Here is a 21940-nt window from a genome sequence, read left to right on the forward strand (position 1 = left end):
AGAAAATCACTTTTTCCATAGTAAGGTGGAAACAGGAGGAGAACGAATGAAGGAAAAGTTACTACTGATTGAGGATGATGTCGCTATTGGTCGGATTGTCAAAGAGACGCTAGAGCAGGAGGGGTACGGTGTGGCGTGGGCGACTACGGGCCTTGAAGGGTTAGCAGATTTTCAGGCGGATTCCTTCGATTTAGTGTTGGTTGATTGGATGCTGCCAGAGATGGATGGGCTTGCGGTTTGTCAGAATATACGCTGGGAAAGTGATGTGCCGATCATCATGATGAGTGCTCGTAAGGAAGAAGCGGATAAGGTGGAGGGCTTGCAGGGGGCAGATGATTATATTGCAAAACCGTTTAGTTTAGAGGAGTTGAAGGCACGTGTGGCTTCCCATCTTAGGCGCTGGAAACGTTATAACAAGCTAGAGGAAGTAGAAGATCGGACTGCCTATGCCTTTGGATTAATGATTGATTGGCAACGAGCGATAGTGAGTGTTAATCAGCAAGAGCTAGCGTTAACCCAAAAAGAATTTGCTCTTTTCAGGCTACTTGCTAAAAATCCGAATCAAACCTTCACAAAGGAGGAACTGTATCAGCATATTTGGCAGCAGGCGAGTATAGAGGACACACATACGGTCACAGTACATATCAAGGCATTGCGTGAAAAGCTCAATGATTCTGTGAAAAGCCCCCATTTTATTCAAACTGTATGGGGCAAGGGATACCGTTTTATAGGTGAACCATTATGAAAATTAAAACATGGTTACTCCTTACTTTTTTTCTTGTCATGGTGTTACCGATTGCAGGGGCATACAGCCTTTATGTATGGATAAATGCTTATTATCAAGATAAAAATGTTGCGGAATACTTTGATAAGTGGACTGAGCTGAACCAAATAAAAGCAACCATTGACAATCCAGCGCTCTATCAAAAAAACGCGGATTTACAAGAGTTAGAAGAGCTGACAAATGAGCAGCTAGGAATTACCCTTTATACAAAATCTGGCTTTATTTTATATTCCTCCAATCCTTTGTTATCAGGCTATGTTGGAAAAGAGCGCATGTTTAAAGGATTATTTGATTTACAACAAACATACAACGCCTTTACCTATAAGGAGCCTGTCTATCAACAGGGCGATTTATTGGGTGTCTATGAAATTCAATTAGTTAGGGCAGATTGGGTAAAGGGTGTTGAAAATCGTTCATGGCTTGTTATAACAGGTTCCATTCTACTATTCCTTGTCATCTATTTAGCTGTCCTGTTCGTGCTTAACCGTAGACTAAATCGACCATTAAAAGAGCTGATGCAGCAAATGCGCATTTTTGCAAAAGGTGGTCATGTGGAAACAAATCTTAGCGCAAGAAAAGATGAAATTGGAGAATTAGCTCAATCATTTGTGGCCATGCAGAATGAAATTGAGAAGACAAGAGCTTCCTTAAAAGAGGAGCAGCTACAAAAAGAGTTGATGATTGCAAGTATTTCCCATGATTTAAAAACGCCCCTGACTGCCATTCAAGCCTATGCAGAATCTTTACAAAGCAGGGGGCTTACAGAACAGCAACAAGAGGAATATCAGCAGGTCATCGTAACGAAGGCTGATCGGATGAAGCATATGCTAGAGGATTTACTCATGTATACATTGCTCCAATCAACGAATTATGAATTAGAGCTGGTTGCTGTTGATGCTGCAGAATTTTTTGAGATGGCATTGTCTGACTATGAACCATTATGTGAGGAACAAGGATTTACTTTAAACGTTTTCTGCGATGTAGATGGGCTATATGCGGTTCACCCGAAACAATTACAGCGTGTGATTGATAATTTAATGAGCAATGCTTGGCGCTATGGTGACATCGGTACATCTATTGGCTTAGCGGCCGTCAATGCTGGGAGTTATCCAGTATGGAGTTTTGATTTCCTGAAGTCAACTTTGAACAAGCAAGAAGGTGTATATATCATTGTACAAAATAGTGGTCAAGGTATTTTGCAGGAGGACATCACAAAATTATTCGAGCCCATGTATCAAGCAGATCGTGCAAGAACGAAGGCTGGAGAACGAGGGACAGGTCTAGGTTTAAATATTACAAAACAAATTATCGAAAAACATGGTGGTACAGTAGAGCTGTTTTCGCAGGAGAATATCGGAACAGCTGTAGTATGCTGGCTACCACCTTTTAAAGGAGCAATTAAAAATGAAATGGAAAAAAACATGCCGAACAGCGGGCTTAATTGCTGTGATGACATTTAGCTTAGTGGGCTGTAATACGGAGGCATCGTATTCACCACAGGAAATTATTGAGCAAGCACTACAAGAATCCAAAGAACCACTAACTTATTATGGCGAATACACGTTAGATATGGGGGAGCTTGGTGGCAAAGCCCAAGTGAAAGAGTGGGTCAAGGATGGCAATAGACGTATGGAGATGACAGGTGACAATGGTGAACACGTCATCTCAGTCATGACTGATTCACAAGTGATAAGCTATGATGTTGCTGAAAATACAGCCTATAAAATGGCCTTTCCACAAGGCGGACTAGATGGGCTTCAATCACCTAGAGATCAAGTACAGCTTATTTTTAAGTTAATCAAGGATACACATGAGATTAAGATCGCAGGTGAGGAAAAGGTAGCTGGTAGAGACACGTATAAAATTGTAGCCAAAACGAAAAAAAGCGAATCGTTATTTGGGGATATCGAAGTATGGATTGACAAGAAAACATGGCTGACATTAAAAACGAAGACAGATAATGCAGGAAATCAAATGATCACGGAATTTACAAAGATGGAGGAGGGTAAAAAAATAGATGACCAACAATTTACACTAGATCTACCTAAGGATGTAACGATTGAAGAAATTAGTGGGGAGGATACTTCAGAATCTGTTTCGTTAGAAAGTGCCAAAGAAAAACTAGGAGCTTTTTTAGTAGTCCCACAAGAAAATGATCTTACGCTAGACAAGATTTCCATGGCTAAAGGATTAGAAGATCGACCTGAATATTCGTTTGACTATGGATTAGATGGGCAGCCAGCATTTTTTGTTACTATTTTCAAGGCAGATCCGAGTTTGGCAGAAATTGAGCCAATATTAAATGAAAAAGAGATGGTTATTCGAGGGCAAAAAGGAACTGTTATGGATGATGAAAATTTCCGTTCCATTTCTTGGCAGGAAAATGGCTATCAATACAATATCGTTGGGGAAAATCCAGCGTTAACGCTTGAGGATCTTTTAAGCTATGTGCAACAAATGACACTTGTTCAATGAGGTGATGCTATGAAAAGAGCAGAAGGGCTGAAATGTCTTGCATTGTTTTTATTTACCACTATTTTCTTATATGGAGTAGGGGAAACCTATGGAGTATCTTGGCTACAATTTCACTTTTTAGGTCAGTATGATGATGCAGGTTTTTATTTTAGTTTTACATCCCTGATTCCCATCGTGATTGGCCTATTTATGGTAGGGCTTTATGAATCCATCTTAAAACGTTTCATCTAAATAGAACAGTGGTAGGATCACAGATGGATGATCCTGCCTTTTTATGGTTTAATTTAAAAAAGGAGGTTTTTGACGATGTCTACATTTATAGTTGGCGTACTCCAACAATTGACCTCACCCCTGTTGATGGTTGTATGCTTTTATTTTACATTAACTTATTTTCATCATCTAAAGATAGGTGATGACAGGGGCATCAAGAACACAAAATGGGCAGCGGTGCTGTGCTTAGCGCTTGCTTTGATATTACCGTTTATTTACAACTTTCTTATCTTCATCATGAGGGGATAAAGTGATCCGTACATAGTAAATGTAGCAGGTTTATGATTTATAAATAGATGATCTATTAGTTTAAAAACAACCACTCTATACGGTCACCGAACCATGTAGAGTGGTTGTTTTTTTGTAATACTTACGTAATTTGCTGTAAATGTGTTTTCTGAAAGGCTTCCTCATATTTTAAACCGTAGCCAAGTGCGCGATCTAAGAAAATATGTGCGAGCCAAATTAAAGCAACCATCAGAAATATAGAGCTAGACATCATAAAGCCTATTACTAGAAGGAGGGCAGGCAATACAAAGCTATGCCCAATATTATAGAAAACAGCGCCTATTTTCGGATTGAGGAGATAGCCGATCATAGTGATGTCAGGGAGTAATAAAAACACCATAAAATACAGCCATGAAAAATCCAAGTGCCCATAGAAAAAGACGGTGATAATCAAGGCAATCACATATTCTAAAGAGATGATTTTACGTAATTTCATCATAAGCCACGACCTTCCAATAAATTTTGATACATCCCCTCTATGAGAGAGGCAATTTTTTCTTGATTTTTTTCATATTGTCCGTCAGCCATTAATGTTTTAGTCAATTGTAATGATTGCAGTGCGTGCTGATAAAAACGTAGTTGTTGCTCGATTTGTGCTATTTTGACTGAAAATAGCTGTACGGTTTCTTCATTACAAGCTGTGGAGATAGGTTTTTGTTCCAATGTCAGTAAATGTTTAATTTCTTGTAAGGTAAAGCCGAGTTGACGTAAGACGATGATGAATTTCATTGTCTGCTCACATGCGGCATCATACACACGATAGCCATTGTCCTGTTTTCGGGGATGTAAAAGACCCTCTTTTTCGTAGTAACGGACTGTATCAGTTGTGAAGTGAAATTTTTCGGCGAATTGTTTAATTTTCATACGAGCACCTCCTAAATTAATCCTAACATTGGAGTATGCTCCAAGGTCAAGGTTCTTTTTTGACAATAGTTAAAAAAATGAAACGGTTATTTAGTGGCAGTCGTTTATAGTGTAAGAAGGGGAGGTGGACGGCATACTTGAAGAAATAATTGATGAACATGCAGAACATTTATTACGTCTCGCCTATTTTTACGTGAAAAACCGGCAAACAGCCGAGGATATTGTACAAGAGGTCTTTATTAAATTTTCTCAGCGTGGCTATGAGGAGCGAGGGCAGCTACGTGCTTATTTATCCACGTTAACGATTAATCAAAGCAAAGATTATTTAAAAAGCTGGCATTATAGGAAATTACTATTCCAAGAAAAACTATTTCCGCTACAGGGGCATAAACAGCGGGATGAGCTCGTTGCAGCAGAGGAACGATCTCAGATTGGAACAGCCATTTTAAAATTGTCCTTAGCCTATCGTGAGCCCGTCATTCTTTATTATTTTGAAGAAATGAAGATTCGTGATATTGCGCAGCTACTAGGAATTGCAGAAAATACGGTGAAAACAAGGCTGAAACGGGCAAGAGAAGCATTAAAGCCCCATCTAAAGCAGGAGGAATGGGAGGTGCTAGGGCATGAATGATATACAGAAGGAATTAGTCAATGTAGCAGGGGATGTGACAGTGAGCAAAGAAAGAGTCAAAAAACATGTGTTACAACAGCCGACTAACAGAAAAAAATCTGTACGATTCACGCTATTAACGGTTGTGCTCACTCTTTGTGTTGTGGGTTTTATAATGATGCAGCTTTTAACGAATGAAACAAAGCAGACGACCGCCCTATTCCATGAAAGGCAACTGGAGCACTTTGAGCGTATTAGCCATATGATACGGTCAGGGCAAGAGCAGGCATATTATAAAGAGGAGGCGTATTTTTCATATGAAAAACTTGTTGCCTCCTACTATTTTGCGAAATCATTAGGGGTTACCTATTCTAAGGAAGAGTTAGAGGCAGAAAGAAAGAAACAGGTTGAGCAATTGGAAATGCTACAGCAATCGCCTGAATCTGAAGCTCTTTTTCTCGGACTAGAGCCGAAACAATATGCGAAAACATACCTTGAACCCCTCCTGCCAATGTATACAGCTAGGACGAAGCTGTATACGATATATCAAGAAAAATATCCAACCTTTTATGCTTATCAAGAGGTAGCCAATATTGATGCCAAACGGTATTTCCAAGCGCATTTTGCTGAGCAGGCAAGAACCTTTCAAAAGGAGCATAACATCGAAATACGTACCAGTGCACATGGCTCTTCAATGGTCGGCACAGTTGCGAAGGTCGAATCGAATGTTTTCTTATTTATAGAAGGAGTGATTCCTGAGGATCTTAATCATATGACGGAGGGACAGCTTGCGGAAAAATATGAACAAGCCGATTGGTATCCTGTGCTGGATGAATTTCCTGTCAAGCAGGGGGATTATATTACTTTCACTTCAATGGGAACAGGGAGCATTGAGGAAAACGGAGTCATAAGAAAATATGGTTTATTAACTAAATTGGAAAAACTAGAGCCAACCATTACAAAGGTGCTTGAGCTGGAAAATGAACAAGAAGTCGCTCAGTTTTTGCAGGATGTCCCATGGCAGCCAGCCAATAAGATAGCAAGACCTCCCGAGTATTCTTTTCAGGTTGATGGCGTGCGTATCGAAATGTGGAAGGGCTATGGTGGATCTCTTTATCTTCAAAAGGTAGGGAGTGGAGAAATCCAGCTGAATGCTAAAAGAGCAATGCAGTTAAAAGCGCTAATAGGTTTACAGGAATCTTAGCAAGTCTCTTTGAAAGAGGCTTGTTTTTTGTTGAGGAGAAAATTATAGTGAAAGTACCATGTTAAAATAACTTTTCATTACATCTAGGATAAAATACATAGAGATATTTGTTGTTAGGAATAATTGCTTAATGATGGGAAATTAAATGAGTCCAAAGAATTGTAATATTTTGTGTGCAAAGGTAGTATTAAAGAAGTAAGGGTGAAAATAAGGGGGAGCGGTATGAACACACAAGAATTTGAAGAATTATGGATTACGCTCAATGAATTATATAATGCTGATCGCTTTTTAGAATATATAGAAATAAGTAGTGCCGCAATCGAGAGTGCCATTGAGCTTGGAATGTATGATAAGGCTATCCTGCTATTGCGCTATAGTTGTGCTAGTTATTTTCAAACGGGTGATCTACAGCTTTCCATCAGTGTCCTTGAACAATATCGTGAGCTAACCTTTCAACATGGCAATGATATCGATTTAATTCAATACTACAATTTAGCCGCTATTTATTGGGGAACATTTGGTCATTTAAAGAAATCAGAAGAGTTAATGCTGAAGGGCTTAAAAATAGCTGAAACGATTCATCATGTGGAGAGTATGGGGAAAATTTACAATAACCTAAGTGATTTAGAAATTTCGATGGGCAACTATCGCACAGCCAAGGAATTTGCCCTAAAAAGTCTTTACTATTCGAATGCATTTGAAGTGAAGCATAAAGAGCCCTATACAGGGGTTATGTATCCTAAAACGAACCTAGCTGTTGCACTTATCTGGCTGGAAGAATTTGATGAAGCGAACGAACTCTTACTAGAATTGCTGGCAACGATTCAAGATCCGCCTTATTCGAAAGTACAACTAGAGGTATTCAATGCGTACGCCTTCCTATGTGAAAAACAAGGGCGTATCAGTGAAGCCATTGATTTATATCAAAAGACGAAACATTATGCCCTGCAAAACAATGACCTGTCCTTGCTGCAAATCATTTATAATTCTTTAGTGAAATTAATTGAGGCACAGGGCAATAAAATTGTGTTATGTGCTATACAAAAAGAATTTATAAATATTTTATTAGAAATTCAACGTGAAAACTATTCACATGTATTGTTTGAAATGGAATATAACGATCATAAGAAGCAATTTGAAAAAAATGCCTATATGGATCCGCTGACAAATATCTACAATCGACGCTATTTTGATGAACAGGCGAAAAAGATGGTTGAAAAAGCGGCCGAAAGTAATCAGCAACTAGCTTTAATGATGGTGGATTTAGACCATTTTAAAGAAATCAATGATATGAATGGACATTTAATTGGCGATGATGCGTTGACGAGTACAGCCAAAGCATTAAAGGACTATTTTGAACCGTTTGAGTCCATTGTTGCTCGTTTTGGTGGGGATGAATTTATTGTGCTAAGTCAGGTTAAGGAAGGGGAATCGGTGCAAATATTGGCTGATAATCTTTATCACGCATTAACGGCATTGTCTCTGGTAGTGAATAATGAAAAGGTTCATTTGGAATTTAGCATTGGAGTAAGTACCAATCAGCGAGGCAGCATTGTAAAAGTGGAAGAACTAATCCAACATGCAGATGAAGCGCTCTATAAGTCCAAGCGCAATGGTCGCAACCAAATTACGCACTATAATCATTATTCCGATGTGGGAAATGGTATATAAACGAGGGAGAGGCATATCTGCATAGGAAGTGCCTCTTTTGTGTAAGTTGTCAACTAATGGTTTGGATTGATTAAGCCATAATAAACAATATCTTCGAAAGCACCATTTTTATACACATGCTGTTTTAGGGTTCCCTCATAATGCATCCCGCATTTCTCCATGATTTTGCCGGATGCAGGATTGGATTGAAAATACTGAGCATAGACACGATGATACTTTTTCTCTTGAAACGCAAAGGCGATGATTGCTTGGGTTGCTTCTGTCCCATAGCCATTTCCCCAATAGTGCTCCCCAATCCAATAGGCGATTTCGCCCCTTTGATGTGGTTGCTGATTGGACAACCCTATCGCCCCATATAATTGCCCACTAAGTTTGTCTGTTATAGCCCATTCATAGAGGCGATTCTCCTCAAAGTTTTGTTGATGAGTGGCTATCCATGACAATGCACAATCTATTGTATAGGGATAAGGTACGTTCAGTGTGCTTTTGTAAATGGCATAATTGTTACATAAAACACTTACCTCAGGTGCATCTGCTTCTGTAAAAGGGCGGAGTAATAAACGCTCAGTCTCCATTGTTTTTTCTGCTGCTCGGTAAATCATCGAATTCCTCCTTTGTCTTCAGCGATATTTTTTAAAGCTTGAGAAGATGAATCGATTATAGCACAATAAAAGGGAAAATAAACCAAATAACAGTTAAAAATACATCTTGAATCAGAATAAATATTTATTGAAAAACGATAAAAATTATGATAAATTGTACAGGAGAATAAATAAAAGAGGTGCGTCAGATGAAACGAGAAACGCTCTTTTTAAAGATAGCTGTTTTTCTAATGGGAATACCGGTTCTTGCCTTATGTCTATTGGTAGTTCCTCGTGTAGCGATAGGGGCAGCACAGCATTTTCCGAAAACAACCATTTTTGCTTTACTAGGTGTTTATGCAACGGCCATCGCCTATTTTGTTGCTCTGTATACGACGATTAAACTACTAAGCTATATCGATCAAAATATTGCGTTTTCAGAACGATCTGTGAAAGCTTTAATCAATATTAAATATTGTGCAATTATCATTAGTGGTGTATACGTGGTAGGCATGCCACTGATATACTATGTGGCGGAAGTAGATGATGCCCCTGGTCTTATTATTATCGGAATGGTTATTATTTTTGCTTCCTTTGTCGTGGCAGTCTTTGCTGCTGTGCTGCAAAAGCTTCTAAAAAATGCCATCGATATCAAATCAGAAAACGATTTAACGGTTTGAGGTGAATACTATGGCAATGATCATCAATATTGATGTAATGCTGGCAAAACGAAAAATGAGCGTAACAGAGCTTTCAGAAAAAGTGGGCATCACGATGGCAAACCTTTCTATTTTAAAAAACGGCAAGGCCAAAGCCATCCGTTTTTCAACATTAGAGGCCATTTGTGAGGCATTGAATTGTCAGCCTGGCGATATTTTGGAATATCGAAAGAACGAGGACACGCAAAAATAAGAGTCTGCTTCATGCAGATTCTTTTTTTTGTAGGAATTATTGCCAGTAATAGCCGTCCTATGATACGATAAAGGAAAGATATATCGACAGGCAGTCGGTCAAATGTAAGGGGTTGTGATTATGAGGGAAATGAAGAAGGCGGAAGAGCGTCGCAATGAAATATTAGATGCAGCAGACGAATTATTTACACAGAAGGGGTTTGACGGTACTAGCACCAGCAATATTCTTGAAAAAGTGGGCATTGCACGGGGCACGCTTTATTATCACTTTAAGTCTAAGGAAGATATTATGGATGCCCTCATTGAGCGTTATACAAGTACGATGCTTGCAAAGGCAAGAGCGATTGCAGAAGACAAAAGCATTGCTGTGAATGAGCGCATTCTACGTGTTGTGATGGCATTAAACATACAGCATGAAAATGGTGGTCAGGAGATTATGGAGCATGTGCATAAGCCACAAAATGCATTAATGCATCGAAAAATACAGCAGGTGGTGATGAATCAAGTGCCACCAATCCTTACGGCCATTATTCGTGATGGTATTGAACAGGGCGTTTATCATACTCCCTATCCATATGAGTGTATGGAAATGATTATCGCCTATACCAATGCTGTATTCGATGATGATTTAGTGCTGATGACAGATGAAGAACGAGCGGCACGCATTCCAGCATTTATCTTTAATGTTGAACGAATGCTTGGAGTGGAAAATGGTAGTTTGCTCTATATGATGCAAATGTTTGGCAAGGATGGCGAAGGTAGTACGACATAAATACGAATGAGGGTCTTATTGGGTTTGACGGTAGTTAAAAACTTCCAAAGAGGTGACCTATGTATTGGAAATTTGTGCGAAACGATATGGCAAAGAGCAAGCTTATAGCAGGTATCACGATACTGTTTGTGGCAGCTGCTGCTATGCTTGTCACGCTCTCGGCAATGCTCATTGTCCATTTAACAAGTGCGATGGAAACGATGATGGAGCAAGCAGAAACGTCTCATTTTCTACAGATGCATGCAGGCAAAATTGATCAAGCACGACTCACTGAGTTTGCGGAACGTGATGAACATGTAGACGAATTTCAGGTCAATGAATTTCTCAATGTAGATGGTGCCAAGATCCATATTGCTGGCACCACACTAGCGCATAGTGTACAGGACAATGGCTTTAGTACGCAAAGTGAGAAATTCGATTATTTACTGGACCTGGATGGTCATGTAATTGAAGTGGCGAATGGCGATATTTATGTGCCAATAGGCTATTGGAAGGATGGGACAGCTAAACTGGGTGACACCGTGATTGTTCAAGATAAGCACTTGACGATTGCAGGATTTTTACGAGATTCACAAATGAATGCTATGCTGGCCTCTTCAAAACGCTTTCTTGTCAGTGAACAGGACTATGCAGCCATCCAGGGAGCGGGCACGGTTGAATATTTGATTGAATTTCGGTTAAACGATTTGGCTGAATTAAAAGATTTTGAAGAAGCCTACACACGTGCAGGGTTAGAAGCGAATGGACCATCCATTACGTTGCCGCTCTTCAAAATGCTAAATGCACTATCGGATGGGCTAATGATTGCTGTCATTTTATTAATCAGCCTTCTTGTAGTATTCATTGCTTTTATGTGTATTCGTTTTACATTACTCACGAAGATGGAAGAGGATTATCGCGAAATTGGTGTCATGAAAGCGATTGGCATTCGAGTTGCGGATATTCAAAAGATGTATTTTGCCAAATATGCTGTGATCACGGTAATAGGCTGTATGCTAGGGTTTGCTAGCTCTTTCTTGCTTCGAAATAGGCTACTTGAAAATATCCGTTTGTTCATGGGGGAAACGGGCAATACCTCACTGATTTGGCTGTTCACCTTCATCGGGCTATTGCTCGTATTTATCGTGATAATGGGCTATGTACAATCTGTTCTGAAACAATTTCGCAAGCTATCAGCCACTCAGGCGTTGCGTTTTGGTACAACACAAGGAAAAACACAGCATACAAAATGGTTGAACCTCAGCTCAAATAAAAGACTTCCCATTAATCTCTTTCTTGGGGTGAAGGATGTCCTGTCACGGAAAAGGCTGTATGCCACTATGCTGGCCGTCTTACTCCTGGCAACATTTATCATCATCGTACCTCATAATTTACACAATACGATTGCCGCCAAAAGCTTTATGACGTATATGGGCATTGGCAATAGTGATATTCGAATAGATGTCCCACAAAGCAAGCAAACTGCCCAGCAGGTGGCAGCTGTCATTAAGACATTAGAACAAGACAAAGCAATCGAGCATTATAGTGTGTTGACGACAAAAAAGTTCGCGACAATGGCCGATGATGGCTCGGAAGCAAGCTTAAAAATAGAGCTGGGCGATCATACAATCTTCCCAGTAGAATATGCACATGGCAGGGCGCCAATTGCCCACAATGAAATCGCGCTTTCTGTGCTAAATGCTGAAGAGCTTCACAAAAAGGTTGGCGATGCTATGTCATTGATCATTCATGGTGAAGTGAAGGATTTGATTGTTAGCGGCATTTATTCTGATATTACGAATGGTGGCAAGACAGCAAAGGCAGCTTTCTTTGACCATTCTACAGAAAGTATGTGGAGTGTCATCTATGGAACGATGTCTAAGCCATCGCAGGTCGAGGAGAAGCGAAAGGAATATGCAGAAACATTTTCTTTTGCAAAGGTCTCAGGCATTGATGATTATATCAACCAAACCTTTAGCACGACCATCCATGCCATTGAAAAAGCATCTCGTGCAGCACTTGCCATAGCCCTCTTGCTGTGTTTGCTCGTCACGCTGTTATTTATGAACATGCTAATGGCGAAGGATCAAACATCTATCGCTATTATGAAGGCATTAGGCTTTACCAACAGAGATATCGCTACACAATATGCGGCTCGAGCCGTGTTTGTTTTACTATTGGCTATAACAATGGGGACGTTCCTCGCCAACACGCTAGGTGAGCTTGTGACAAGTACGGTTATCGCATCATTTGGTGCGGCTTCATTTAAGTTTACGATTCAACCTCTAGCGGCCTATGTTTTTTGCCCATTAGCGCTCACAAGCGTTGTTCTGCTAGCTACACTCATAGGTACGTCCAGGGCGGGGCATGTCAAAATGATGGACCATATAAAGGAGTAGAACCTTATGAAACTAGTGAGTGGTAAGCAAATAGCAAAGTCATTTCAGGTCGGCGATGAACAGTATAATGTGTTAATGAATATTTCCGTTACAATAAATAAAGGGGAGTTCGTTGCCATTATGGGGCCCTCTGGCTGTGGGAAATCGACACTCTTGTATGCACTTAGTGGGATGGACACTATCGATCATGGGCAAGTGATCTTTGATGGCATGGATTTAGCCTCACTTCGTGACAATGAGCTTGCGGATTTGCGCAGAACAAGAATGGGCTTTGTGTTTCAGCAGCCGACCTTTCTAAAAAACTTAAATATCCTTGATAATATTTTGTTACCTGCGATGCGTGATCAACGAAAAAATGTGAGCATCTTAACAGACAAAGCGCTGTCCATCATGGAAAAAATGGGGATTGCGGATTTAGCAAAGCGAGATTTGACACAAGTTTCTGGCGGACAATTGCAACGAGCAGGCATCTGTCGTGCATTGATTAGCGATCCTCTAATGATTTTTGGAGATGAACCAACAGGTGCTCTAAATTCAACGTCTGCACAGGAAATCATGGATTTATTCACGGTCATCAATAGCGAGGGCACAACAATCATGCTCGTGACACATGACCCAAAAATTGCTGCCAGAACGGAGCGTATTCTCTTTATGTGTGATGGAGCCATCGTAAATGAGCTACGATTGCCCACCTTTACAGGCATAGATTTAGACGATAGAATGGCCAAAGTAGTGGCTACTATGCGAGAAATAGGTATTTAAATAGATGAGAATCCGTAATGATTAAAAAATTACGGATTTTTTTTGTGAAAATTGAATCGTAATGGCAGTGGCGTCCGTCAGTAGTGTAGAAAGAAGGTGAGAGCAATGATGGATATTGAACAGATAATCGAGGAGCATGGTGATTACTTGCTAAAGGTCGCCTATCTATATGTGAAAAATAAGACGACAGCAGAAGACATTGTGCAGGATGTGTTCATCGCCTTTTATCAAAAGCAGGAACAGTTTCGCCAGGAAGCATCATTGCGTACATATTTAGTGAAAATGACGGTTAATCGAAGTCATGATTATTTACGGAGTTGGAAAAGCAAACGGCTGACACTGTTTGAAAAGATTACAGGGCGCACGACAACGGTTACACCTGAAAAGGAGATGCTAGAGAAATCCGTCAAAAAAGAGCTAATGGAGGCATTGTTTACGTTATCAGTCGCCTATCGAGAGGTCTTGATTTTGTATTATTTTGAGGAGATGACGACTGTGGAAATTGCCCAGCTCGTGCATTGTCCAGAAGCAACAATTCGTACAAGACTACAGCGAGCTCGTAAACAGCTGGCAGCAGCAATGGGTGACTTTGATTGGGAGGGGCTACGTCATGAATCAATTTAAAGAGGATTTGCTTAAGGAGCTACAGGATGTCAAGCTCTCACAACAGCGCAAGCAATTAATCGCTGACAAAGCGCGACGACAAGGGCAACGTAAAACAGGAGGGGAATGGACATATCGTCTCGTGCTGGCAACCTTTACTGTTTTCGTCATTGGTTTTAGCTATATTTTGACACAGCAAAAGGAACAGCGTACCACAGGACAGCAAGCAGCTAGTACATCATCAGATACATGGCACTGGTGGTCCCTTTTTGACTCCGATTACGTAAGAGGCATGTTATTGCTTGGTATATTTATCGGAGCAACTTTTATTGTCAAGCGTTTGTTAGTGAAAAAAGGATATGGCCTACCTGTTTGTATTGAATGTGGGGAGAGCTGGTCTGAGAAAGATGCACGTAAGTTGTATCGCAAAAATGGTGAAATTGTGTGCCCTCATTGTGGACAAAAACAATATCGCACAAAAAAATCTATTCAAATCAGTGGTGTGATGACGATGCCAGTGCCGTTATTGATTATGCTGCAGCATGTTTTCCAACATTTTGTTATCGGACTTATTTTCTTTTTAGTGGGCATGTTCTTTTATCATCATCAAATTGCGCCATATGTGTTTAAGCTGCAAGAAAAAGATCCAATGAATGAACCTTTATGGTAATCATTTTGAAAGGAAATTACTATTGTAATCTAGCAATTTCCTTTTTTATTCGAAAATAGATTGACAACGGTTTTTATTTGCTTTATCTTTGTGTTAACTTATTTTAATTATTGGTTAACGCACAAGGGGAGGCTTTTTACATTGAAAAAAGGAAGTACATATCAATACGTGTTAGCAGCATTTGGGGCAGCGATTATCGCCGTTCTAGCACAAGTAACGATTCCACTACCACTTATTCCGATTACAGGACAAACTTTAGCGGTTGGAATTGTCGTAACCATTTTAGGGACAAGATTAGGGACGATATCTGTCCTGCTTTATATACTATTAGGCGCAGTAGGTTTACCTGTATTTAGCGGGATGTCAGGCGGACTCGGGATTTTAGTTGGTCCAACAGGCGGATATATCGTCGGTTTCCTTGTCACAGCGATTATTATGGGCTTATACTTAGATCAATTTGGTATTACATTTGTTCACGCTATTATTGCGAATATTATTGGCATGATCATCACATTAGCGTTCGGAACAGTGTGGTTAAAAATTGTAGCAGAATACACGTGGACAGCTGCCTTTATGGGTGGTGTTGCACCATTTATCGTAGTGGGGATCGTCAAAGCGGTACTTGCAGCGTGGATTGGTGTCATTGTCCGTCGTCGCTTAGAGAGCGCACATTTAATTGAAGCAACAGCATAGGACATGGGAGGAATTGTTTTGGCAACATTATGGACAGGTGGCAAGATTTACACGATGGCTCAGGTTGGTGAAACAGTGGAAGCAGTCCTTGTAGAAGATGGAAAAATTGTGGCGACAGGCTCAGTGGAGAGCTTGTCGCCACTAGCTGCTTCTATCCAACATTTACAAGGACATGTAATGTATCCAGGCTTTGTCGATAGTCACTTACATATTATTGGTTACGGTGAAAAGCTCAAGCATATTGATGTCTCCACAATTACAAGTAAAGAGGCATTACTGAAGAAGCTTCAAGAGCGAATGTCCAAAGCTACGGCACAGGAATGGGTCATTGCAATCGGGCTAAATGAAAACCAATTTGATGAACCGATTTTGCCGACATTAGCGGAGCTGGATGCACTTGGAGAAGCCTATTTAATCATTAAACGGAGCTGTCATCATTTAATTTTAGCGAATTCCAAGGCACTTGCCTTTGCTGGCATTACCAATGATACACCTTCACCAGAGGGCGGTGTCATTGACAAAGTCGACGGTCAGCTCACAGGTGTACTAAAGGACGCAGCATTGTATTTAATTGTCAACCATATGCCGCATATTACACCTGCGTATATCGAGGATGCTTTGGCAAAAGCGGTGGCCTCGCTCCAAACCTATGGTTTAGTAGGAGGGCATTCTGAGGACTTAAGCTATTACGGACCACCAAGCCAACCGATTCTGGCTTATCGTCAAATCGTGGAGGCACAGCAATCCTTTAAAGTTCATTTATTACAGCATCATACGGTCTTTGAAGAGGTCGCAAAAATGGATTTAGCCTCATCACCATTTTTAGAGTTTGGCGCTATGAAAATTTTTATTGACGGAGCCTTTGGCGGTCGCACGGCGGCGCTACGTCAACCGTATAGTGATGACCCTAACAATGCTGGGATGCTCATTCATACAACAGAGCAATTAACAACCTATGTTCAGCTTGCTCGTCAGTACGGACAAACTGTGGCCGTGCATACGATTGGAGATTTAGCAATAGCAACGATTTTAGACGTTTTTGCGGCCTATCCGCCGCAGGATGGTCAGTTTGATCGCGTGATTCACTGTAGCTTAGTTGATGATGAACTATTAGCCAGACTAGCTACTTTACCTGTTGCGGTAGATATGCAGCCGCAATTTGTACAGGGAGAATATCAAGCAGAGTTATCGAGACTTGGAGAGGAGCGCGTTCAAGGCTTACATCCTTTAAAGTCGCTTCTTGACCGAGGGCTGATTGTGGCAGGGGGCAGTGACGCCCCGATTGAGGTTCCCAATCTGCTACAAGGCATTTACGCTGCTGTCACAAGAAGAAATATTGGCGAAAGCCATGAGGGCTATAATCCGCAGGAGAAAATTTCACGGTTTGAGGCCGTCCATCTGTATACCGTAGGAGCAGCCGAAATAATCGGTCAGTCACATAAGCGTGGCAAAATTGCAGCAGGCTATGCAGCCGATTTTACGGTTTTACAGGAGGATCTTTTTACTGTAGATATTGAACAACTACCACATATACAAGTAGCTTGTACGGTGGTGGATGGGAAGATGGTATATGAAAATCGCTGTGAAGGATAACCTTTGCAGCGATTTTTTTCTCGGTCTATTGTTTGTCAGCCAAATTTTTTACTTGCTGCTCTAAGCTCGATACACGTTTTGTTAAGTCCTCTACTTGCTGTTGCATGGTTGGTGGAGGAGGCACAGGGACGGTTGACTTCATTTTTTTAATCATATGAATCATCACGAAAAAGATAGCTAGAAACATACATAAAAGAACAGTTGTACTAATGATATCGCCAAGAGTGAATTTCATGTTTGCGCTCCTTTCTCTAGTGGGTATCTAGTTATATACTGGATAGCAACATGAAAAGTTTCAAAAAAATGGAGAAAGTCACGATAAATACACAAATCTTCTCTTACTTTGATGCATAGGATACTTGAACAAATTGCTATTTTAGCGGCTTTCAGTACTGTGCTATAGCTATTTGAACATACGTTAGAAGAGAGCTATTCTAACAGCATGACAGGGGTGAGTACGTGCACAAGGCAGGACAAGTAATGCGACAGGCTGTCCACAATATTTATGCGTATCGGTTAGATTATGTACAAGTTTTCGCATTGATTAGAATTTTTCAGTTTTTATTGATAATCCCTGTAACCTCGATCGTCTTGAAGCTCATGCTCCGAGTAACAGGGTATACACATATTACTGAGCAAAATTGGCAAAGCTTTGTGGCGCATCCCTTTGTCATCATGATGATTTGTCTATTAATTTTGCTGTTTTTATTATTTGTTTATTATGAAATGGGCTTTCTCTTTCTTATGGCCTTTCATCAGCAAAGGGGGATGCGCTATCGCTTTCTTCCTTTATGGCAGCAATTGAATCGAAAGGTTATTTATTTTTTTAGTGTCCAAGTCTTATTTTTAATTGTCTATCTTGCACTATTAATGCCATTAGCTTCCTTTATGCTACCACTCACCTTAACGCAATCCGTTTCTCTGCCACATTTTTTAACAGACGAAATAATGAGCAGTCGAGCTGGTAGGCTAGCATATGCTGCGGTGGCAAGTATCGTGGTGATGATCGGCATTCGTAGTATTTTAACGTTACCAATTTTTACAATCCAGCCCAACATCTCGATTCTACGTTCCTTTAAGCAAAGCTGGCATTTTTCTAAACGAGGTTTATTTGAACTGTTAGTATTATTAGCGATGCTTTTAACAGGTCATTTGCTAATGATGCTAGGAATAACGGTCATCAGTACGTTTCCGCTCTATTTAATAGAGCGCATAATGCCGAGCGCAGCATTGGTCACAGCGGGGCTTACACTTGCCTTGTTAGAAATGGTCTTTGTAGTGCTATTTAGTTTATTACAGGCTATGTTTTCACAAGTCATGGTTGCCATTACGTATAACACGCCAGTGCTAGGCAAAGTCAGAGTGGCTACCAAGAGACAGCGACGCTATAAGCCATTACTATTGATCAGTTTCATCGTTTTTATCGTATTAAGTATGATGAACATCAATTCTTTAGAGAAAAGTGTTTATGCCCCAGATACTAAAATTATTGCCCATCGAGGCTATGTCGCAGGCAATGTAGAAAATACGATTAGCGGGTTAGTAAATGCAGCGAATGCGGGGGCAGATTTAATTGAAATCGATATTCAGCAAACCGTAGATGGTGAATTTGTTGTCTTTCATGATCGAACATTAAGACGGCTAGCCGGTAAAAACGGTGTCATTGCGAATATGACCCTAAGTGAACTAAAGTCATTAATCATTCACCAAAATGGCTACAGCGATAAAATTGCATCTTTAGAGGATTGTATCGAAATTGCCAAAGCGTTAGATGTGGCGTTATTAATCGAATTAAAGGTGCACGGCCAAGAAACGGAAGATGTTTTACCTAAATTAGTCGAGAAGCTACGTCAATACAAGGTGCTGGATTCCTACTATGTGCAATCCGCTGATGTACAGAAAATGGCGCAATTAAAAAAATTGGTGCCCAATTTGCGAGTGGGCATTGTCTATGCACTCAACATCGGACCAATGGAGGAAAATGTTGATTTTATCGCATTAGAAGAATCCTGGGTAACCGAGCAGCTTATTGAGGAATTAAAGCAGCACCCAACTGACTTATTTGTTTGGACACTCAATGACGACCGTTCCTTGCAAACCTTTATTGAAAAAAACGTCAGCGGCGTCATCACCGACCACCCCGACGTCGCCCGCGAGCTAAGAGCACAACAAAGCGAACATCAATACTTCTTACAGCGCATCCTCAATCGACTGCGATTTATCTTTTGAGGAAGCGAAGTGAATGCTCGCGAGCGAAGTGAATACTCGCGGAGGAAGTGTGAATACTCGCGGAAGGAGAGTGAATACTCGCGGAAGGAGAGTGAATACTCGCGGAAGGCAAGCGAATACTCGCGGAAGGAAGGTGAATACTCGCGGAGGGAGAGTGAATACTCGCGGAAGGAAGGTGAATACTCGCGGAAGGAGAGTGAATACTCGTGGAAGGAGAGTGAATACTCGTGGAAGGAGAGTGAATACTCGCGGAAGGCAAGCGACAACCCGCGAAAGTAAAGCGAACACCCAGATGCCCTCAAATCAAAGCGAACAACATAAGCGTTTCATCATACGCAACCGTTCAATAGCAGTGTGACTTCGCTGAAAATAAAAAAATCGGTCAGATTGTAACCTTTTTCATGCAGAGGCGACTACTTCTATGAATTCGAGATATGAAGGAGATGCTTTTTTATGAAAATGACGAAAGTCGTACCATTTGCTATGTCAGCATTATTATTAGGGGGCGCGATTGGAGCTCCAACTGCATCAGCTAACGAAGGTGAGGCTGTGGTGACGAACGCAGAAACTACGGAGCAACAAGTGCAGCCGACTTTTATTAAAGTAACGGGTACCGTGGAAAATGTAGATGTTCGTGAAAACGGAACGTCCTATACAGTAATGGACGGTGACAATACGAACATTGTCATCGCTAATAAAGAGTCATTCATTTTCGATAATACAGGAAAAGAAGTCAAGCTTCAAAAAGGGGATAAGGTGTCGGCTTACTCTTATGCGAAAAAACCTATGCTTGCAATTTATCCACCGCAGTATAACCCAGAAGTAATTATTGTTGAAACAGAAGCAATGGGTAGCGTGGAAGTTGATTTCTTCGATAAAAATTTAATCGATACAGACAACAACTTAAAATTAAATGTTGGAGAAGATACTAAATTAGTAAGTGCTTCTGGTAAAGATGTAAAATTGGATGATTTAAAAGAGCAGCATTTAGCCGTGTTCTACACAATTGCTACGATGAGTATTCCTGCTCAAACACCACCTTCTAAAGTCATCGTGTTGGACACGATCGAGAAGGAAGAACCAATTGAAGTAGATCCAGAGCCAACTCCTGAACCAGCACCATCGAATCCAGCTGTTCAAGAAATCATCAAGAAAGACTTTTATGAAGTAGAAGGGACGAAAATGGTGCCACTACGATTAATCGCAGAAGAACTTGGCTTTAAAGTAGAAGTTACGCCAAAAGGTGCTATTGTTTCGAAAGGTGCCGTTTCCTATACCATTACTCGTGGTCAAAAGGAATATGGCTACAATAAAGCGCTTCGCCAATTTAAAGTTGCGCCCGCTTTATTAGAAGCTGGCAAAACATATGTACCAGTTGAATTAGCAGAAGAACTAATGAAATAATGACATTGAAGTATCTGGCAATTCGCTAGGTACTTCTTTTTTTATTTCCTTCTAATGGAAAATTCAGTACAATGAAAAAGAAAAGTCGAAGCATAAAGGAGAACGTTATGAAGCAAGCACTCATTATTATTGATATCCAAGAGGCTTTCTTTTTGGATAGCCAACAAAATCTATGGAATGATGAAACGATTATTAAAAATATCAATACGGTAATCACATGGGCACGTCATAAAGAAGTCCCAATTATTTTTATTCAACATACAGAGGCCAATGATGTTGATTTTGCAAAGGGTCAGCCAGGGTGGGAGCTGTATCATGGACTGCTTAGACAGGCACAAGATAAAGTGATTCAAAAAACAACTTGGGATGCTTTTTATCAAACGGATCTTGCACAATATTTGAACGAACAGCACATCGATCAGTTGATTTTTGCAGGTGCTCAAACAGAGTTTTGTCTTGATACGACGATTCGCAGCGCTTTTAGTCATGGCTACCATCATAATATTTTAATCGAAGATGCACATAGCACCTTAAATAGTCAAGTACTCGCAGCACCTCAGATCATTCAGCATCACGAATCCGTATGGCGTAATCGCTTTGTAAAAATTCAGCCAGTTGAGGAGTTCCCAAATGCTCATTGACCAAAAAGCGTTTCATATAAAAGAGCTAGACTATATTATTCGCTGTGCACAACTTGAGGATGCTCAAGCTTTATCGGATTTGCGCCTACAATTGGACGGTGAAACAGAAAACTTCGACCGAGAGCAGGGGGAGGCATTCATCGATCAAGCGGGCTTCGAGCAGCTTATTCAGCAGGATACAGCAAGTCCGAAAAATCTGTGTTTAGTAGCGGTTGTAGGTGATCAAATCGTTGGATACTCCAGATGTGAGGGCTCTCCATTAAAGAGACTTGCCCATAAAGTAATATTTGGCGTCGGTGTTAGGAAGGCTTTTTGGGGCTATGGTATTGGAAAAGCTCTACTACAAGTATCTATTGATTGGGCGGATACCAATGATATACGGAAAATGGCATTAGAAGTGCTAGAAACGAATGAAAAAGCTATACAGCTCTATGAAAAATGGGGCTTTATAGTAGAAGGTATTTTGAAAAATGATAAATGCCTTGCAGATGGTAAGTACTATCACACAATCATAATGGGTAGATGGCAACCCTAGTT

General features: G+C 40.5%; 24 protein-coding genes. 20 read left to right on the plus strand and 4 right to left on the minus strand.

Annotated elements, in window-relative coordinates:
* Window positions 1–46 precede the first annotated feature (46 nt).
* Genes NST76_RS09070 through NST76_RS09085 form a run of 4 tightly spaced genes read left to right on the plus strand, consistent with a single transcriptional unit; the run spans window position 47 to window position 3490 of the window.
* Window positions 47–745 carry a response regulator transcription factor gene (locus NST76_RS09070; RefSeq protein ID WP_036117256.1) on the plus strand — a complete coding sequence of 233 codons (699 nt, stop codon included), beginning with the start codon at window positions 47–49 and terminating at the stop codon, window positions 743–745.
* Window positions 742–2244 carry a HAMP domain-containing sensor histidine kinase gene (locus tag NST76_RS09075; RefSeq protein ID WP_330494081.1) on the plus strand — a complete coding sequence of 501 codons (1503 nt, stop codon included), beginning with the start codon at window positions 742–744 and terminating at the stop codon, window positions 2242–2244. The genes NST76_RS09070 and NST76_RS09075 overlap by 4 nt, the downstream gene beginning before the upstream one ends.
* Window positions 2189–3259, plus strand: coding sequence for an outer membrane lipoprotein-sorting protein (locus tag NST76_RS09080; RefSeq protein ID WP_340810910.1), 1071 nt, complete (start codon window positions 2189–2191; stop codon window positions 3257–3259). The genes NST76_RS09075 and NST76_RS09080 overlap by 56 nt, the downstream gene beginning before the upstream one ends.
* 9 nt (window positions 3260–3268) lie before the next feature.
* Window positions 3269–3490, plus strand: a complete 222-nt coding sequence (locus tag NST76_RS09085) for a hypothetical protein (protein WP_036117260.1) — start codon at window positions 3269–3271, stop codon at window positions 3488–3490.
* Window positions 3491–3899: 409 nt separating this feature from the next.
* Here NST76_RS09085 and NST76_RS09090 read toward each other — a convergent pair whose 3' ends face one another.
* Both NST76_RS09090 and NST76_RS09095 read right to left on the minus strand, forming a co-directional pair.
* Window positions 3900–4256 (minus strand): DUF4260 domain-containing protein, encoded by a 357-nt coding sequence (locus tag NST76_RS09090; protein WP_230593744.1) that lies wholly within the window; start codon window positions 4254–4256, stop codon window positions 3900–3902.
* A complete protein-coding gene (locus NST76_RS09095) occupies window positions 4253–4681 on the minus strand; it encodes a MerR family transcriptional regulator (protein ID WP_089932420.1) in 429 nt (142 codons plus the stop codon). Before NST76_RS09095 ends, NST76_RS09090 begins: the two co-directional genes overlap by 4 nt.
* Window positions 4682–4805: 124 nt before the next feature.
* On the opposite strand from NST76_RS09095, the gene NST76_RS09100 reads away from it, so the two are divergent.
* The 3 genes from NST76_RS09100 to NST76_RS09110 all read left to right on the plus strand — a co-directional run bounded on the left by NST76_RS09100 (window position 4806) and on the right by NST76_RS09110 (window position 8166).
* A complete protein-coding gene (locus tag NST76_RS09100) occupies window positions 4806–5312 on the plus strand; it encodes a sigma-70 family RNA polymerase sigma factor (RefSeq protein WP_342545042.1) in 507 nt (168 codons plus the stop codon).
* A complete protein-coding gene (locus NST76_RS09105; protein WP_342545043.1) occupies window positions 5305–6495 on the plus strand; it encodes a hypothetical protein in 1191 nt (396 codons plus the stop codon). Before NST76_RS09100 ends, NST76_RS09105 begins: the two co-directional genes overlap by 8 nt.
* Before the next feature lie 222 nt (window positions 6496–6717).
* Window positions 6718–8166: a GGDEF domain-containing protein gene (locus tag NST76_RS09110; protein ID WP_036117270.1), complete on the plus strand. Its 1449-nt coding sequence runs from the start codon at window positions 6718–6720 to the stop codon at window positions 8164–8166.
* 53 nt (window positions 8167–8219) lie between these two features.
* On the opposite strand, the gene NST76_RS09115 is transcribed toward NST76_RS09110, so the two are convergent.
* Window positions 8220–8768, minus strand: a complete 549-nt coding sequence (locus tag NST76_RS09115; protein WP_058843720.1) for a GNAT family N-acetyltransferase — start codon at window positions 8766–8768, stop codon at window positions 8220–8222.
* Between the two features lie 188 nt (window positions 8769–8956).
* Between NST76_RS09115 and NST76_RS09120 the strand changes: the two genes are divergently transcribed.
* From NST76_RS09120 to NST76_RS09160, 9 genes are all read left to right on the plus strand, one after another.
* A complete protein-coding gene (locus NST76_RS09120) occupies window positions 8957–9427 on the plus strand; it encodes a DUF2975 domain-containing protein (protein ID WP_036117275.1) in 471 nt (156 codons plus the stop codon).
* A 10-nt stretch (window positions 9428–9437) separates the two neighbouring features.
* Entirely contained in the window at window positions 9438–9659 is a 222-nt protein-coding gene (locus NST76_RS09125) for a helix-turn-helix transcriptional regulator (RefSeq protein ID WP_036117277.1), read from the plus strand.
* Between the two features lie 120 nt (window positions 9660–9779).
* The gene (locus NST76_RS09130; protein WP_058843719.1) at window positions 9780–10430 is read left to right on the plus strand and encodes a TetR/AcrR family transcriptional regulator; all 651 of its coding nucleotides are present in this window, start codon (window positions 9780–9782) and stop codon (window positions 10428–10430) included.
* 59 nt (window positions 10431–10489) lie between these two features.
* Window positions 10490–12808: an ABC transporter permease gene (locus NST76_RS09135; RefSeq protein ID WP_058843718.1), complete on the plus strand. Its 2319-nt coding sequence runs from the start codon at window positions 10490–10492 to the stop codon at window positions 12806–12808.
* Between the two features lie 6 nt (window positions 12809–12814).
* Window positions 12815–13570, plus strand: a complete 756-nt coding sequence (locus NST76_RS09140) for an ABC transporter ATP-binding protein (RefSeq protein ID WP_089932414.1) — start codon at window positions 12815–12817, stop codon at window positions 13568–13570.
* A gap of 105 nt (window positions 13571–13675) precedes the next feature.
* Window positions 13676–14194, plus strand: coding sequence for a sigma-70 family RNA polymerase sigma factor (locus NST76_RS09145; RefSeq protein WP_089932412.1), 519 nt, complete (start codon window positions 13676–13678; stop codon window positions 14192–14194).
* Window positions 14181–14843, plus strand: a complete 663-nt coding sequence (locus NST76_RS09150; RefSeq protein ID WP_036117294.1) for a TIGR04104 family putative zinc finger protein — start codon at window positions 14181–14183, stop codon at window positions 14841–14843. The genes NST76_RS09145 and NST76_RS09150 overlap by 14 nt, the downstream gene beginning before the upstream one ends.
* A 141-nt stretch (window positions 14844–14984) precedes the next feature.
* Window positions 14985–15536, plus strand: a complete 552-nt coding sequence (locus tag NST76_RS09155) for a biotin transporter BioY (RefSeq protein ID WP_036117296.1) — start codon at window positions 14985–14987, stop codon at window positions 15534–15536.
* 18 nt (window positions 15537–15554) lie between these two features.
* A complete protein-coding gene (locus NST76_RS09160) occupies window positions 15555–17129 on the plus strand; it encodes an amidohydrolase (protein WP_342545047.1) in 1575 nt (524 codons plus the stop codon).
* 25 nt (window positions 17130–17154) lie between these two features.
* On the opposite strand, the gene NST76_RS09165 is transcribed toward NST76_RS09160, so the two are convergent.
* Window positions 17155–17364, minus strand: coding sequence for a hypothetical protein (locus NST76_RS09165; protein WP_036117306.1), 210 nt, complete (start codon window positions 17362–17364; stop codon window positions 17155–17157).
* A gap of 224 nt (window positions 17365–17588) precedes the next feature.
* Between NST76_RS09165 and NST76_RS09170 the strand changes: the two genes are divergently transcribed.
* From NST76_RS09170 to NST76_RS09185, 4 genes are all read left to right on the plus strand, one after another.
* Window positions 17589–19358, plus strand: coding sequence for a glycerophosphodiester phosphodiesterase (locus NST76_RS09170; protein WP_342545049.1), 1770 nt, complete (start codon window positions 17589–17591; stop codon window positions 19356–19358).
* A gap of 453 nt (window positions 19359–19811) precedes the next feature.
* Window positions 19812–20762 (plus strand): stalk domain-containing protein, encoded by a 951-nt coding sequence (locus NST76_RS09175; protein ID WP_340808819.1) that lies wholly within the window; start codon window positions 19812–19814, stop codon window positions 20760–20762.
* A gap of 107 nt (window positions 20763–20869) precedes the next feature.
* Window positions 20870–21403, plus strand: coding sequence for a cysteine hydrolase family protein (locus tag NST76_RS09180; protein ID WP_036127627.1), 534 nt, complete (start codon window positions 20870–20872; stop codon window positions 21401–21403).
* On the plus strand, window positions 21393–21938 hold the full coding sequence (locus NST76_RS09185; RefSeq protein WP_058844961.1) for a GNAT family N-acetyltransferase: 546 nt from the start codon (window positions 21393–21395) through the stop codon (window positions 21936–21938). The genes NST76_RS09180 and NST76_RS09185 overlap by 11 nt, the downstream gene beginning before the upstream one ends.
* The last annotated feature ends 2 nt before the right edge of the window (window positions 21939–21940 follow it).

This window comes from Lysinibacillus sp. FSL W7-1291, from assembly GCF_038593415.1.
Classification (GTDB): Bacteria; Bacillota; Bacilli; order Bacillales_A; family Planococcaceae; genus Lysinibacillus; species Lysinibacillus fusiformis_D.

Bases quoted from the DNA above. Each gene is read 5' to 3' on its own strand.
- NST76_RS09070 (WP_036117256.1), top strand. From the start codon at position 47: ATGAAGGAAAAGTTACTACTGATTGAGGATGATGTCGCTATTGGTCGG.
- NST76_RS09075 (WP_330494081.1), top strand. From the start codon at position 742: ATGAAAATTAAAACATGGTTACTCCTTACTTTTTTTCTTGTCATGGTG.
- NST76_RS09080 (WP_340810910.1), top strand. From the start codon at position 2,189: ATGAAATGGAAAAAAACATGCCGAACAGCGGGCTTAATTGCTGTGATG.
- NST76_RS09085 (WP_036117260.1), top strand. From the start codon at position 3,269: ATGAAAAGAGCAGAAGGGCTGAAATGTCTTGCATTGTTTTTATTTACC.
- NST76_RS09090 (WP_230593744.1), bottom strand. From the start codon at position 4,256: ATGATGAAATTACGTAAAATCATCTCTTTAGAATATGTGATTGCCTTG.
- NST76_RS09095 (WP_089932420.1), bottom strand. From the start codon at position 4,681: ATGAAAATTAAACAATTCGCCGAAAAATTTCACTTCACAACTGATACA.
- NST76_RS09105 (WP_342545043.1), top strand. From the start codon at position 5,305: ATGAATGATATACAGAAGGAATTAGTCAATGTAGCAGGGGATGTGACA.
- NST76_RS09110 (WP_036117270.1), top strand. From the start codon at position 6,718: ATGAACACACAAGAATTTGAAGAATTATGGATTACGCTCAATGAATTA.
- NST76_RS09115 (WP_058843720.1), bottom strand. From the start codon at position 8,768: ATGATTTACCGAGCAGCAGAAAAAACAATGGAGACTGAGCGTTTATTA.
- NST76_RS09120 (WP_036117275.1), top strand. From the start codon at position 8,957: ATGAAACGAGAAACGCTCTTTTTAAAGATAGCTGTTTTTCTAATGGGA.
- NST76_RS09125 (WP_036117277.1), top strand. From the start codon at position 9,438: ATGGCAATGATCATCAATATTGATGTAATGCTGGCAAAACGAAAAATG.
- NST76_RS09130 (WP_058843719.1), top strand. From the start codon at position 9,780: ATGAGGGAAATGAAGAAGGCGGAAGAGCGTCGCAATGAAATATTAGAT.
- NST76_RS09135 (WP_058843718.1), top strand. From the start codon at position 10,490: ATGTATTGGAAATTTGTGCGAAACGATATGGCAAAGAGCAAGCTTATA.
- NST76_RS09140 (WP_089932414.1), top strand. From the start codon at position 12,815: ATGAAACTAGTGAGTGGTAAGCAAATAGCAAAGTCATTTCAGGTCGGC.
- NST76_RS09145 (WP_089932412.1), top strand. From the start codon at position 13,676: ATGATGGATATTGAACAGATAATCGAGGAGCATGGTGATTACTTGCTA.
- NST76_RS09150 (WP_036117294.1), top strand. From the start codon at position 14,181: ATGAATCAATTTAAAGAGGATTTGCTTAAGGAGCTACAGGATGTCAAG.
- NST76_RS09165 (WP_036117306.1), bottom strand. From the start codon at position 17,364: ATGAAATTCACTCTTGGCGATATCATTAGTACAACTGTTCTTTTATGT.
- NST76_RS09175 (WP_340808819.1), top strand. From the start codon at position 19,812: ATGAAAATGACGAAAGTCGTACCATTTGCTATGTCAGCATTATTATTA.
- NST76_RS09180 (WP_036127627.1), top strand. From the start codon at position 20,870: ATGAAGCAAGCACTCATTATTATTGATATCCAAGAGGCTTTCTTTTTG.
- NST76_RS09185 (WP_058844961.1), top strand. From the start codon at position 21,393: ATGCTCATTGACCAAAAAGCGTTTCATATAAAAGAGCTAGACTATATT.